Raw genomic sequence first — 12,196 nt, 5'->3', positions numbered from 1 at the left:
TAAATCCCCGGTAATATTGCTATAATAAAGGAATCCTGAATAAATGTCATAAACTTTGGCTGAATGACACGGTTGTTTCTGTCAGACACTAACAACGATTACTATGAAAAAAGAAAATACGGGATGCAATATAAAGAAGGAAGGTTTGCAGGTTTGGAGACGCTAAAATTCCACAGAGATACGTGGGCAGAGATTAATTTGGATCATATCTATGACAATGTTGCTTCGATGAAAAAAAGGCTGCCGGAAAATGTGAAAATTTTCGCAGTTGTCAAGGCTAATGGATATGGACATGGAGATGTGCAAACGGCAAAAACAGCTTTGGAAGCCGGTGCTGATTTTCTGGCAGTAGCTTTTATAGATGAAGCTCTGTCTTTAAGACAAAAGGGAATTTCCGCTCCTATTCTTGTGCTTGGGGCGGCAAGACCTGAAAGTGCCGGTATTGCGGCCGAGAACCATATTACCTTAACGGTGTTTCAGGAAACCTGGATCAGAGAAGCCGGCCAGTATATTCCTTACGGCCAGACTCTTAAGCTCCATTTAAAATGTGACAGCGGAATGGGGCGCATCGGCATTAAAACAAAAGACGAATTGGAAAAAGTAGAAAAGAGTCTGGAGGAAGATCCAAGGTTTTATCTGGAGGGGATTTATACCCATTTCGCCACCGCTGATGAAATCAGCAAGTCATATTACCAGAAGCAGCTGAATATATTTAATGAGATGCTGTCTTGGCTGAAAAAGAAGCCTGAACTTATTCATGCCTCAAATAGCGCAGCATCCCTTCGCTTCTCTGATTCTGTCTATAATGCAGTGAGGATGGGTATATCCATGTACGGGTTAAGTCCTTCCCCGGAAATGAAGGAGCTATTGCCGTTCCCGCTGAAGCCCGCTCTCTCTCTTAAAACGAAAGTTGTGCATGTGAAAAAATTGCAAAAGGGAGAAAGTGTCAGCTACGGAGCAACTTATACAGCGAAAGAAGATGGTGAATGGATCGCTACGCTTCCAATCGGGTATGCAGATGGCTGGATCCGCAGGCTGCAGGGCCTGAAGGTGAATGTATCAGGAGAAATGGCGCCAATTGTAGGGAGAATCTGCATGGACCAATGCATGGTGAAGCTGTCCCGGCAAGTCCCGCTGGGTACTGAGGTTATATTGATTGGGGAAAGCAAAGGGCTAAGCATATCTGCTGATGACATTGCAAAACGTCTGGAAACGATTAATTATGAAGTTACATGTATGCTGGGAGCGCGCATTCCGAGGGTTTATATCAGAAATGGAAAGGCTGCGGAGGTTTCCAATACTCTTTGGAAATGACTGGGGTCTAGGGTGAGGTTTCCTTGAAAAAAGAAACAGGTTATATCACATCTTGTATGATTTGATTTTTATATTATGAAATTGTTTTAATATGAATAGAACACATCCTTTTTTGCTGATAATAGTACAGAGTTTGGAATATACTCTTTGCAGAAGGCCGTTTTAATGGTAATATGAAAAAGGATATATATATTAAAGGTGTGTAGTGATGGTGGAGGTGTATGTTTGTGTCTGAATCCAGCGCAACAAGAGAAATTTTAATCCGATTACCTCAAAATTTTTTATCCGAATTAGATGGGTATGTTAGTGAAGAAAATGTGAATCGCAGCGAATTTATTTATCGTGCGACAAAAATGTATCTTCGCGAACGAAAAAAGAGAGAATTTCGCGAATCAATGAAACGTGGCTATATTGAAATGGCGGCCATTAATTTGACAATTGCTTCTGAAGCATTCCTGGCAGAATATGAGGCTGGACATTGCGTTGAACGATTAGCTAGCGGAGGCTGAGCCGTTGATTGTTGTTAAGCGTGGTGACGTATACTTCGCAGACCTGTCTCCGGTCGTGGGCTCTGAACAAGGCGGAACACGCCCGGTATTGATTCTACAGAATGATATCGGTAATCGCTTTAGTCCCACTGTAATCGTGGCAGCAATTACAGCGCAGATCCAAAAGGCCAAACTGCCTACACATGTTGAAATCAATGCAAAGAAATATGGCTTTGAACGTGATTCTGTTATTCTTTTAGAACAAATCCGAACCATTGATAAGCAGCGCCTGACAGATAAAATTACGCATCTCGATGAACCGATGATGCAGAAAGTCAATGATGCACTGCAGATCAGCCTGGGTCTGGTTGATTTTTAAAAGAAAGTCTGGGAAAGTCTGGATATGAACAAAATAATCCTTTAGGCCTTTATTATATTTTTATCATGGTCCGTAATGCGGGCGAACAAACGGTTCCAGAATACTGGAGCCGTTTTTGCAATTTTGATGGTCTCTGCCAAGGGCGCTCAAGATTGTACCTGCGGATGGAGCAGTTTTTCCTGGTATCCAAAGGACAGGCCTTCTTGCTTTATGGTGTTCCGATACCGTCTTTTTCCTATTTTTTCTCTTGTTCTGCATTTTTTGCAGGGAATACACTATCATTTGACGAATGAAAGGACAACGCTATATAGTGAAAATGTAGGAAAGAAGATTATTTGAAGATCAAAGAGGTTATTTTCTAAGAAATGACCCTGTAAATAAAAGAAGGATTCAAAGATTTGCAGTCATTCACAACTTTGCCTAAAAATCCTTGCCGTTTTAGCAGGGGCGTGCCGGAGTTATATCATTTTTGGCGATTGTGATAGAATGGGAGGAAAATATGAATCAGCTGGTTTACGATTTTATTACGAAAAATCACGATCATATCCTGTCTGAATGGATGGAAATGATGAAGCGGAATGCAGACGGCAGGCTGCTGAAAATTGTTTCTGATAACATGTTCAGCCAAACAAGCAGTGAATTTATAGATGTGATTATTACCAATACAGAAAATAACAACGAAGAATTTTCAGCAAAGCTGAATGACTTTGCAGAAAAGGTGGTCCGCCTGGGGTGGCCTTTGACATTCGTGAATGATGGATTGCATAAATTCACCAGAATCGTGCTTACTGGCCTTCTAAATCAGGGGCAAGTGCCCCCTGACGAAATATCATCTATCATTAAGGAACTTGACGAGTGGTCAGCCCCTTTAAATAATGAGATAGTAGATATGTATACCCAAACATGGGAAAGAACGGTTTCCCTCCAGAGGATAGCGCTTCAGGAGCTTTCTGCGCCGCTGATTCCTGTACTTGAAGGAATCACTGTCATGCCGCTTATCGGCACCATAGATACGGAAAGAGCGAAACAGATTATGGAGAATCTGCTTGTCGGGGCAGTGAAGCATCGTTCCGAAGTAGTCTTGATTGATATCACAGGAGTCCCTGTAGTGGATACCATGGTAGCGCATCATATCATTCAGGCTGCCGAAGCTGTCCGGCTGGTAGGAGCTAAGTGCATGCTCTGCGGAATCCGGCCTGAAATTGCCCAGACCATTGTCAACCTGGGCATTAACCTAAATGAAGTGGTAACTAAAAACACCCTGAAAAAAGGGATTGAAGCTGCACTGGAACTTACAAGCCGCAAGATTGTGGATGTGGAGGAAGAATCATGAGGATTCCGATATTAAAATTGTATGATTGCCTTTTGGTCTCTATTCAATGGGAGCTGGATGACGCGACTGCGCTGCAATTCCAGGAGGATTTGCTTCATAAGATCCATGAAACAAGCGCAAATGGCGTTGTTATTGATATTACCTCCATTGATTTCATTGATTCTTTTATTGCCAAGGTTTTAGGCGATGTTTTCAGCATGTCTAAGCTGATGGGAGCAAAAGTTGTAATTACCGGGATCCAGCCGGCTGTTGCGATTACTTTAATTGAACTAGGCATTACTCTAGATGATGTCCTTACAGCTCTAGATTTAGAGAAAGGCCTGGAGAAATTACAACAGGAACTGGGGGATTAAATGTATGGAGTTCCAATCCTGCGTGAAAATTATCAATGAATGGGACATCGTAGCGGCTCGCCAGCTTGGGCGAAATGTTGCCAAAGAGCTGGGATTTGGTACGGTTGACCAGGCTAGAATCACTACAGCAATAAGTGAACTCGCCAGGAACATATATTTATATGCCGGACAAGGCAGTGTATGTATAGAAAAGATTTTTGACAGCGGGAAATCAGGCCTCAAAATCATCGCAGCGGATGAAGGTCCTGGAATACAGGACATTCGAAAGGTGATGGAGGATGGCTTTACGACCTCCGGGGGACTTGGAGCAGGCCTTCCGGGTGTTAAACGCCTGATGGATGAGTTTGACATCGATTCCGTTCCCGGAAAGGGCACGGAAATCCGTGCAACCAAATGGCTCCGCTAAGGGGGGGGAACTATGAACTTTAGAGAGAACATGGAAGAAAAGTACCGTGAAGCTCTCTCTACCTATTTGCAAGACCAAACGGAACAAGCGTTGTATCAAGGGCAGAAGATCAGCAGAAAAACAATTGAATCTAAGATATCCCCAGAAGAAATCATCAGTCTGCACAAAAGCATTCTTCTGGAAATTTGTCCTGATACACCCGAAAAGGTCCTTAACTCAATGGACTTCTTGCTTGAGGTTATGATGGGATATGGAATTGCATACAGAGAGCATCAGAGTTTGCGGCATCAGCAGCAGGAACTGAAATCAGAAATTGAAATTGCGGCCAATGTCCAGCATACATTGCTTGAAACAAGCATACCGGTTATTGACGGACTAGAAATTGGCGCAATCAGCGTTCCTGCGAGGCAGATGAGCGGTGATTACTATCATTTTGTCCAGGATGAAAATGAGTGCATTGGTGTTGCGATTGCCGATGTAATCGGAAAAGGCATACCTGCTGCACTTTGCATGTCCATGATCAAATATGCAATGGATAGCCTTCCTGAGCACCGGCATGCTCCGAGCAGCGTGCTGGAAAGCTTGAACCGGGTAGTGGAGCACAACGTAGATCCCAGCATGTTTATCACGATGTTTTATGGGCTATACAATCCTAGGAAGCATGTATTTTCTTATGCTGCAGCAGGGCATGAACCGGGATTTTATTATAATGCAGAAACGAAAGAATTCTCGGATCTCACAGCAAAAGGACTCCTTTTGGGCGTGGAGAAGAAAACAAGCTACCGCCAATATGAGAAAAATGTCGAGCCTGGCGATTTGATTGTGCTGCTGTCAGATGGCGTAACAGAGTGCCGCACGAGCGAGGGATTCATTGAAAGAGAAACCCTTGTTGAATATATACAAAAAAATATACATTTAAAAGCACAGGATATAGTAAATAATATATACAGACAGCTAGAACGAATGCAGAATTTCCAGCTGCGTGACGATTTCACTTTAATTGTAATGAAAAGAGAGGTTTAACTCTCCTGAAACAGGGTATTTATATATGGCGATAGCATGTAATTAAGGATTGAAGAGGTGGGTTAAATTAGATGAATATAAATATTGACGTTCAAGACAACAATTCGCAGGTTGAAGTGCAAGTTAAAGGCGAAATTGATGCTTATACTGCTCCGAAGCTTAGAGAATCCTTATTTCCTCTTTCTGAGCAGAATCAAATATCATTGGTAATAGATCTTAGCGAAGTATCCTATATGGATAGTACAGGTCTTGGGGTATTTGTAGGATTATTTAAAAGCGTAAAAGCCCACGACGGAAATTTCAGGCTTATTGGCTTATCTGAACGTTTGCGCCGTCTTTTCGACATAACAGGCCTTGCAGACATTATTGATATAAAAAGTAGTGCAGAGGGTGGGTTAGAATGAGTCAGACATACGAATACATCGAAATGAAGATACCTGCAAAACCGGATTTCATTGGAGTCATTCGTTTGACGCTTTCTGGAATTGCCAGCCGGATGGGATTCTCCTATGACGAAATTGAAGATTTGAAAATAGCCACCAGTGAGGCATGTACCAACGCTGTGCAGCATGCATATAAGGAAATGGATAAAGGCGAAGTAATTATTGGGTTTGGCCTTTATGAAGACCGCCTTGAAGTTATGGTTTCCGATAATGGAAAGAGCTGCAATTTCGATGAAGTGCGCCAAGGCATCGGACCATATGAAAAAGGAAATAACGTAGAATTCCTGAGAGAAGGAGGCCTTGGTCTTTATCTCATTGAAACCCTGATGGACGAGGTGAAAATTCACCAGCATGAAGGGGTTACAGTCTTTATGACTAAGTTTCTAGAAGGAGAGCAGGTGGAGATGGATGCAAAAACACTCTCAACCTAATCCGGCGGTAAAGGAAAAAGTAAATGAATGGATCAGAGCTTATCAGCTTAACCAGGATGATGAGGCCCAGAATCAGCTGGTGCTGCATTATCAAGGCCTGGTTGAAACCATTGCACGAAAGTATTCCAAGGGAAAGTCTTTTCAGGAAGATATTTCTCAGGTAGGGATGATTGGGCTGCTTGGTGCAATCCGGAGGTATGATGAGTCATTTGGCAAAAGCTTTGAGGCATTTGCGGTTCCTACAATTATTGGTGAAATTAAAAGATTTCTGCGGGATAAAACCTGGAGTGTCCATGTTCCAAGAAGAATTAAAGAGCTTGGTCCGAAGATAAGGGTCACCGTTGAAGAACTGACTACAGAGCTTCATCGTTCCCCGAGAATCGAGGAAATTGCCCTTCATCTGGATGTCCCTGAAGAAGAGATACTGGAAGCGATGGAGATGGGCAAGAGCTATCAGGCATTGTCTGTGGATCATTCGATTGAGGCGGACTCTGACGGCGGAACTGTTACCCTGCTTGATATCTTTGGAAATGTTGATGAAGGATTTGAAAAGGTCAATCAGCGTATGGTGCTTGAAAAGGTACTTCATGTGCTGAGTGAAAGAGAAAAGAAAATCATCCAGTACACCTATTTGGAGAATTTAAGCCAAAAAGAAGCTGGAGAAAAGCTTGGAATTTCTCAAATGCATGTTTCCCGTCTGCAGAGAAGAGCAATTAAAAAACTGCAGGAAGCTATAAATGCGGAAAGCAACACGGAGTTTGTCCAATGATTAAAGAAGTGCTGCGCGAAACGGAAATCGAAGTGCTCGCCTCTCAGTCCTCTAAGGATGATATGCCATATTGCGGAGATGATTATTTTATCTGCCAAACAAAGGAGTACTTCCTTTGTGTTCTGGCAGATGGCTTAGGCAGCGGCAAGTTTGCATATGAGTCTTCCCATGCAGTTATTGAAGAAGTAAAGAAGAACCACAGCAAAGGGGTAGAAACCCTAATGGCGAATTGCAACAGTTCCCTGGTAAACAAAAGGGGAGCTGTCGTTTCTATTCTGAAGATTTATTATGACACGAAAGAATTTGTTTATAGCTCTGTTGGCAATATTCGTTTCTTTCTATATAATCCTCAGTCAGACAAACTTGTTTATCCTCTTCCTGTTACAGGCTATTTATCAGGAAGAAAACAAAAGTATCATACACAAAGATATAAATATGAGCCACATGCCAAGTTTCTTCTTCATTCCGATGGTTTGCAGCTTCAAGGAGCTAAATCCATTTTGAAGAGGCATTATTCTCTTGAACAAAACGCACATCACATTCTGCAGAATAATACAATGGAATCTGATGATACTACATTTATCCTGGGAAGCTTACTTTCATGATTTTAGTGAAGGTAAGCTTTTTGTTTTTTTATTTGGCGGTTTTCGTAAACTAGTGTTATGGAACGGGTTGATTTCCGGTGTAGGATGCTCCCTTCCCGCTAATCTAAGCAGAAGTCTCTCTTCAATCAACCTCACTTATGGAAATCGCATTTTACAGGACTCAATAAAAATCTATAATTTTTAAGAAAAAATCCTTTTATTTTTTTACTTTTAAAGATTGATATGGATTTCGGCACAATAGTGATCGGAACGTTAATCATCACAGGAGAGCAGTGTGTCTTCCTGTTGAAAAACCATATTGATTGATGCCATACATATTAGCAACATAGATTTACATTTGATATGCTGTAAGGGAAACTTCAGTATGCAGGGCCAAACATGCCCGTTCATGCGGATAAAGAAGAAAAGATAAACGATGCTTGGAGGAAATGCTCTTGATAAGTGAAATTACTGCCCAAAAAGCTTTGATCGCACAAATTGCGAAAGAATTAACCTTGAAAGCACATCAGGTCCAAAATGTTATTGCGATGCTTCAAGACGGAAATACAGTGCCTTTTATTGCACGATATAGAAAAGAAATGACAGGTTCTCTTGATGAGGTGCAAATCCGTTCAATTATGGAACGTTCTAATTATCTGGAGGCGCTTGGCCAGAGAAAGGGTGAGGTAATCCGGATAATTGAGGAACAGGGAAAATTAACAGATGAGTTAAAGAAGCGAATTGAGGCTTCTGAGAAGCTTCAGGAAGTAGAGGATTTATACCGTCCATATAAGCAGAAAAGAAGGACAAAAGCAACTGCAGCAAAGGAAAACGGGCTAGAGCCGCTTGCTGTCTGGCTGATGGAATTCCCGCAGGGCGAGGATGTTCACGAAAAAGCGGCGCAATTCCTTACGGATGAAAACGGCCTGACTGCGCCTGAAGAAGCAATCAACGGGGCCAAAGACATTATTGCAGAGCAGATATCGGATGATGCATCTCTAAGGAAATGGATTAGAGAAGAGACCTTTAAAAAAGGCAGATTGATTTCGGCTGTTAAAAACAATGGCGAGGATGAGAAAAAAGTTTTTGAAATGTACTATGAGTATGAAGAACCTGTACAAAAAATTGTGCCTCATCGAATATTGGCATTGAACAGGGGAGAAAAGGAAGATGTCTTGAAGATATCCATTCACCCTGATGGAGAGGCCATCCTTCGTTATATGGAAAAAAGAATTATAAAATCCAGCCATTCCACAGCGGCCGGTTTTGTCAGAGAAGCTTTAGAAGACAGCTTCAAACGGCTGATATTTCCTTCAATTGAAAGGGAAATTAGAAAAGAGCTAACGGAAAAAGCAGAGAACCAAGCCATTCATATCTTCTCGGAAAATCTCCGGAACCTGCTACTGCAGCCTCCGCTTAAAGGAAAGACAGTTCTTGCTGTAGATCCTGCTTTTCGGACGGGCTGCAAAATGGCGGTTATCAACGAGACAGGTAAAGTAATGGATATCAGCGTGATTTATCCCCATCCTCCAGCAGCTAAAAAAGAAGCGGCAAAGGAAAAGATTAAAGAACTGCTAAAAGCATTCAGCGTAGAAATAGTAGCCATCGGAAATGGCACTGCATCAAGAGAAACAGAGCAGTTAATCGCGGAAATATTAAAGGAATCAGGAAATGGCATTGCGTATATCATTGTAAATGAAGCCGGAGCAAGCGTTTATTCTGCTTCTGACATAGCGCGTGAGGAGTTTCCGGATCTGCAGGTAGAAGAAAGAAGTGCAGTTTCCATCGGCAGAAGACTTCAGGATCCTTTAGCTGAGCTTGTAAAAATTGATCCTAAATCAGTGGGGGTCGGACAGTATCAGCATGATGTTTCGCAGAAAAAACTTTCTGACTCGCTATCATTTGTAGTAGAAACAGCGGTTAACCAGGTAGGCGTCAATGTTAATACAGCATCTTCCTCCCTATTGCAATATGTAGCAGGGCTTTCCAAAGCAGTCGCACAAAACATTGTAAAGAAACGCGACGAAGAAGGGCGCTTTACAAGCCGTAAAGAGCTAAAGAATATTCCGAGGCTCGGAGCCAAGACGTATGAGCAGTGCATCGGGTTTTTAAGAATAATAAATGGAGATGAACCGCTTGATCAAACATCCATTCATCCGGAAAATTACCAGGCAGTGAATCAATTGCTTCATAAGGTTGGTTATAGTTCTGGTGATCTGGGGAATGAGGACCTCAACAAAGTGCTTGTCACTCTTAATATTAAAGAGGTATCAGAGGAACTTGGAATCGGGGAGATTACCTTAAAGGACATTATAGATGCACTAATGAAACCGGGAAGAGATCCTCGGGATGATTTGCCAAAGCCGCTGCTCAAGCAGGATGTGCTTAAGATGGAAGATTTGCAAACCGGTATGGAGCTTCAAGGAACAGTGCGCAATGTAGTAGATTTTGGCGCGTTCGTAGACATTGGCGTTAAACAGGATGGACTCGTGCACATTTCCAAGCTAAGCAGCCGTTTCGTCAAGCATCCATTAGACGTGGTATCGGTAGGGGATGTAGTCACTGTTTGGGTGGATCATGTTGATGCGCAAAAACAAAGAGTTGCCCTGACAATGCTCAGTCCCGATAAGAGTTAAAAACAGGTCTGCCTTCCTTCCGTTATATTTGGGAGGGAGGTTTTTTTATTGTACTCAGGAACGATAGCTTTCTTTATTTGTATAAAAAAACCAGCATTGATTCAGAATCTTAATTTGCTGATAATCTTTTTCATAAAATGCTCTCCGCATTTGGTTTTGAAACCATTTAGGCATGAGTACACCCCTTTAAATAATTCATTTAGGCTTCAGGAAAAGAAGTCCTTACAAGAGTGTATGTTATAATGGGTTGTCACGATACAAGAAGAAAGGAAGAGTGCGTTGGATAATCGTGAGCTTCAAATGCTCGTGGAGGAAATCTCCGAAAAAGACTTCAATAAACCTTTTTCGCATAATGCTATTTTTAATCACCGTCTTAAAACTACTGGCGGCAGATACTTGCTGTTATCACATAATATAGAGATTAATAAAAAGTATTTTGAAGAAAGAGGCATGGAGGAATTAATCGGGATTATCAAGCATGAATTATGCCACTACCATCTTCATCTTGAGAAAAAAGGATATAAGCACCGCGACCGGGATTTCAGGGAGTTATTAAATAAAGTAGGTGCACCGAGATTCTGCAAACCTTTAGAAGAAGAAGCAAAAAAGGCAGCGAAGCCAAAAAAGATCTTAAAATATGAATGCCTGGAATGCAGGCAGATTTATATACGCAGAAGACGGGTGGATACAGCCAGATATGTGTGCGGCAAATGTAAAGGGAGACTGGTGTTTTTAGAGTGAAAACAGCGGGGAAAGCGTAAGAATGTCCTGCCGATTAAAGTGAATATAAAAAAATTAAAAATAGTGTTGACTTCGTGAGTAATCGTCTATATAATCTAAAGAGTCGACAAAACAACAACACGTTGATGCGGCACTTAAAACCTTATTATTCCGCAGTAGCTCAGTGGTAGAGCATTCGGCTGTTAACCGAACGGTCGTAGGTTCGAGTCCTACCTGCGGAGCCATTTTTTGGGGAAGTACTCAAGAGGCTGAAGAGGCGCCCCTGCTAAGGGTGTAGGTCGCGTAAGCGGCGCGAGGGTTCAAATCCCTCCTTCTCCGCCAGCCGGACTTATTTACATAAAAGGCCCATTGGTCAAGCGGTTAAGACACCGCCCTTTCACGGCGGTAACACGGGTTCGAATCCCGTATGGGTCATTAAGACGAAGGTCTTCTAATATTATCATTCATGGTCCCGTGGTGTAGCGGTTAACATGCCTGCCTGTCACGCAGGAGATCGCGGGTTCGATTCCCGTCGGGACCGCCATTTTTATTTTTAAAAAAAGTATTGCATAATATAGTGAGTGTGTGTTATAATATTATCCTGTGCTTCTGATTTTTATTGGGCTATAGCCAAGCGGTAAGGCAACGGACTTTGACTCCGTCATGCGTTGGTTCGAATCCAGCTAGCCCAGCCATTTTTTTCGAGCCATTAGCTCAGTTGGTAGAGCATCTGACTTTTAATCAGAGGGTCGAAGGTTCGAATCCTTCATGGCTCACCATTTATATGAATATGCGGGTGTGGCGGAATTGGCAGACGCACCAGACTTAGGATCTGGCGCCGCAAGGCGTGGGGGTTCAAGTCCCTTCACCCGCACCATATTCATCTTGACACATTTGTCAAATCTGTTTTATTTATTCTTGCTGCTTTGCGGTCGTGGCGGAATGGCAGACGCGCTAGGTTGAGGGCCTAGTGGGGGCAACCCCGTGGAGGTTCAAGTCCTCTCGGCCGCACCAAATTTATTATAGAACATTTTAAAAATGCGCCCGTAGCTCAATTGGATAGAGCGTCTGACTACGGATCAGAAGGTTATGGGTTCGACTCCTTTCGGGCGCGCCATATTGCGGGAAGTAGCTCAGCTTGGTAGAGCACTTGGTTTGGGACCAAGGGGTCGCAGGTTCGAATCCTGTCTTCCCGACCATTTCCTCAATGAATTTAATATGCGGGTGTAGTTTAATGGTAAAACCTCAGCCTTCCAAGCTGATGTCGTGAGTTCGATTCTCATCACCCGCTCCAATTATTGCTCTTTGAAAACTGAA

At 42.6% G+C, this 12,196-nt stretch carries 14 protein-coding genes and 11 tRNA genes; 24 read left to right on the top strand and 1 reads right to left on the bottom strand.

The genetic code is table 11. From position 1 onward, the window contains the following. The first annotated feature begins 153 nt into the window (after nt 1–153). The 12 genes from alr (at nt 154) to BIV59_RS13440 (ending at nt 10,159) form a co-directional block, all read left to right on the top strand. Nucleotides 154–1,314, top strand: a complete 1,161-nt coding sequence (gene alr, locus BIV59_RS13495; protein ID WP_240501903.1) for an alanine racemase — start codon at nt 154–156, stop codon at nt 1,312–1,314. A 227-nt stretch (nt 1,315–1,541) separates the two neighbouring features. Next, the gene (locus BIV59_RS13490) at nt 1,542–1,823 is read left to right on the top strand and encodes a CopG family ribbon-helix-helix protein (protein ID WP_071352009.1); all 282 of its coding nucleotides are present in this window, start codon (nt 1,542–1,544) and stop codon (nt 1,821–1,823) included. 7 nt (nt 1,824–1,830) lie between these two features. Beyond that, nucleotides 1,831–2,181, top strand: a complete 351-nt coding sequence (locus BIV59_RS13485) for a type II toxin-antitoxin system PemK/MazF family toxin (protein WP_071352039.1) — start codon at nt 1,831–1,833, stop codon at nt 2,179–2,181. 499 nt (nt 2,182–2,680) lie between these two features. Then, the gene (locus tag BIV59_RS13480) at nt 2,681–3,514 is read left to right on the top strand and encodes an RsbT co-antagonist protein RsbRA (protein ID WP_071352008.1); all 834 of its coding nucleotides are present in this window, start codon (nt 2,681–2,683) and stop codon (nt 3,512–3,514) included. Next, complete coding sequence (locus tag BIV59_RS13475; RefSeq protein ID WP_071352007.1) at nt 3,511–3,867, top strand: STAS domain-containing protein; 357 nt, start codon at nt 3,511–3,513, stop codon at nt 3,865–3,867. Before BIV59_RS13480 ends, BIV59_RS13475 begins: the two co-directional genes overlap by 4 nt. A 4-nt stretch (nt 3,868–3,871) precedes the next feature. After that, the gene (locus BIV59_RS13470; protein WP_071352006.1) at nt 3,872–4,273 is read left to right on the top strand and encodes an anti-sigma regulatory factor; all 402 of its coding nucleotides are present in this window, start codon (nt 3,872–3,874) and stop codon (nt 4,271–4,273) included. Nucleotides 4,274–4,285: 12 nt separating this feature from the next. Continuing rightward, nucleotides 4,286–5,296 (top strand): PP2C family protein-serine/threonine phosphatase, encoded by a 1,011-nt coding sequence (locus tag BIV59_RS13465; RefSeq protein WP_071352005.1) that lies wholly within the window; start codon nt 4,286–4,288, stop codon nt 5,294–5,296. A gap of 71 nt (nt 5,297–5,367) precedes the next feature. Next, nucleotides 5,368–5,700 (top strand): anti-sigma factor antagonist, encoded by a 333-nt coding sequence (locus BIV59_RS13460; RefSeq protein ID WP_071352004.1) that lies wholly within the window; start codon nt 5,368–5,370, stop codon nt 5,698–5,700. After that, nucleotides 5,697–6,170 (top strand): anti-sigma B factor RsbW, encoded by a 474-nt coding sequence (rsbW, locus tag BIV59_RS13455; RefSeq protein WP_071352003.1) that lies wholly within the window; start codon nt 5,697–5,699, stop codon nt 6,168–6,170. Before BIV59_RS13460 ends, rsbW begins: the two co-directional genes overlap by 4 nt. Next, nucleotides 6,148–6,939 carry an RNA polymerase sigma factor SigB gene (gene sigB / locus BIV59_RS13450; protein WP_071352002.1) on the top strand — a complete coding sequence of 264 codons (792 nt, stop codon included), beginning with the start codon at nt 6,148–6,150 and terminating at the stop codon, nt 6,937–6,939. The genes rsbW and sigB overlap by 23 nt, the downstream gene beginning before the upstream one ends. Next, entirely contained in the window at nt 6,936–7,544 is a 609-nt protein-coding gene (locus BIV59_RS13445) for a SpoIIE family protein phosphatase (RefSeq protein WP_071352001.1), read from the top strand. Before sigB ends, BIV59_RS13445 begins: the two co-directional genes overlap by 4 nt. 428 nt (nt 7,545–7,972) lie before the next feature. Beyond that, a complete protein-coding gene (locus tag BIV59_RS13440; RefSeq protein ID WP_071352000.1) occupies nt 7,973–10,159 on the top strand; it encodes a Tex family protein in 2,187 nt (728 codons plus the stop codon). Between the two features lie 54 nt (nt 10,160–10,213). Here the strand turns inward: BIV59_RS13440 and cmpA are convergent, their stop codons facing one another. Further along, the gene (gene cmpA, locus BIV59_RS23270) at nt 10,214–10,333 is read right to left on the bottom strand and encodes a cortex morphogenetic protein CmpA (protein ID WP_090991213.1); all 120 of its coding nucleotides are present in this window, start codon (nt 10,331–10,333) and stop codon (nt 10,214–10,216) included. A 105-nt stretch (nt 10,334–10,438) separates the two neighbouring features. Between cmpA and BIV59_RS13435 the strand changes: the two genes are divergently transcribed. The 12 genes from BIV59_RS13435 to BIV59_RS13380 all read left to right on the top strand — a co-directional run bounded on the left by BIV59_RS13435 (nt 10,439) and on the right by BIV59_RS13380 (nt 12,173). Further along, nucleotides 10,439–10,900: a SprT family protein gene (locus BIV59_RS13435; protein ID WP_083392171.1), complete on the top strand. Its 462-nt coding sequence runs from the start codon at nt 10,439–10,441 to the stop codon at nt 10,898–10,900. A 149-nt stretch (nt 10,901–11,049) separates the two neighbouring features. Beyond that, nucleotides 11,050–11,124, top strand: a tRNA-Asn gene (locus BIV59_RS13430). A 6-nt stretch (nt 11,125–11,130) separates the two neighbouring features. Beyond that, a tRNA-Ser gene (locus tag BIV59_RS13425) sits at nt 11,131–11,221 on the top strand. Nucleotides 11,222–11,242: 21 nt separating this feature from the next. Beyond that, nucleotides 11,243–11,314 (top strand) — tRNA-Glu (locus BIV59_RS13420). 33 nt (nt 11,315–11,347) lie between these two features. Next, nucleotides 11,348–11,423, top strand: a tRNA-Asp gene (locus BIV59_RS13415). Nucleotides 11,424–11,499: 76 nt separating this feature from the next. After that, nucleotides 11,500–11,574, top strand: a tRNA-Gln gene (locus tag BIV59_RS13410). Between the two features lie 8 nt (nt 11,575–11,582). Then, nucleotides 11,583–11,658 (top strand) — tRNA-Lys (locus BIV59_RS13405). A 13-nt stretch (nt 11,659–11,671) separates the two neighbouring features. Next, nucleotides 11,672–11,756: transfer RNA gene (locus BIV59_RS13400), tRNA-Leu, on the top strand. A 51-nt stretch (nt 11,757–11,807) separates the two neighbouring features. Beyond that, nucleotides 11,808–11,893, top strand: a tRNA-Leu gene (locus BIV59_RS13395). A 26-nt stretch (nt 11,894–11,919) separates the two neighbouring features. Next, nucleotides 11,920–11,996: transfer RNA gene (locus BIV59_RS13390), tRNA-Arg, on the top strand. 5 nt (nt 11,997–12,001) lie between these two features. Continuing rightward, nucleotides 12,002–12,078 (top strand) — tRNA-Pro (locus BIV59_RS13385). A gap of 21 nt (nt 12,079–12,099) precedes the next feature. Next, nucleotides 12,100–12,173: transfer RNA gene (locus BIV59_RS13380), tRNA-Gly, on the top strand. The last annotated feature ends 23 nt before the right edge of the window (nt 12,174–12,196 follow it).

The sequence above is a fragment of the Bacillus sp. MUM 13 genome, from assembly GCF_001866725.1.
GTDB lineage: Bacteria > Bacillota > Bacilli > Bacillales > DSM-1321 > Peribacillus.
The sequence above is the reverse complement of the archived record's forward strand: the minus strand, read 5'-3'. Positions and strand labels throughout refer to the sequence as shown.

Bases quoted from the DNA above. Each gene is read 5' to 3' on its own strand.
- BIV59_RS13480 (WP_071352008.1), top strand. From the start codon at position 2,681: ATGAATCAGCTGGTTTACGATTTTATTACGAAAAATCACGATCATATC.
- BIV59_RS13475 (WP_071352007.1), top strand. From the start codon at position 3,511: ATGAGGATTCCGATATTAAAATTGTATGATTGCCTTTTGGTCTCTATT.
- BIV59_RS13470 (WP_071352006.1), top strand. From the start codon at position 3,872: ATGGAGTTCCAATCCTGCGTGAAAATTATCAATGAATGGGACATCGTA.
- BIV59_RS13465 (WP_071352005.1), top strand. From the start codon at position 4,286: ATGAACTTTAGAGAGAACATGGAAGAAAAGTACCGTGAAGCTCTCTCT.
- BIV59_RS13460 (WP_071352004.1), top strand. From the start codon at position 5,368: ATGAATATAAATATTGACGTTCAAGACAACAATTCGCAGGTTGAAGTG.
- rsbW (WP_071352003.1), top strand. From the start codon at position 5,697: ATGAGTCAGACATACGAATACATCGAAATGAAGATACCTGCAAAACCG.
- sigB (WP_071352002.1), top strand. From the start codon at position 6,148: ATGCAAAAACACTCTCAACCTAATCCGGCGGTAAAGGAAAAAGTAAAT.
- BIV59_RS13445 (WP_071352001.1), top strand. From the start codon at position 6,936: ATGATTAAAGAAGTGCTGCGCGAAACGGAAATCGAAGTGCTCGCCTCT.
- BIV59_RS13440 (WP_071352000.1), top strand. From the start codon at position 7,973: ATGCTCTTGATAAGTGAAATTACTGCCCAAAAAGCTTTGATCGCACAA.
- cmpA (WP_090991213.1), bottom strand. From the start codon at position 10,333: ATGCCTAAATGGTTTCAAAACCAAATGCGGAGAGCATTTTATGAAAAA.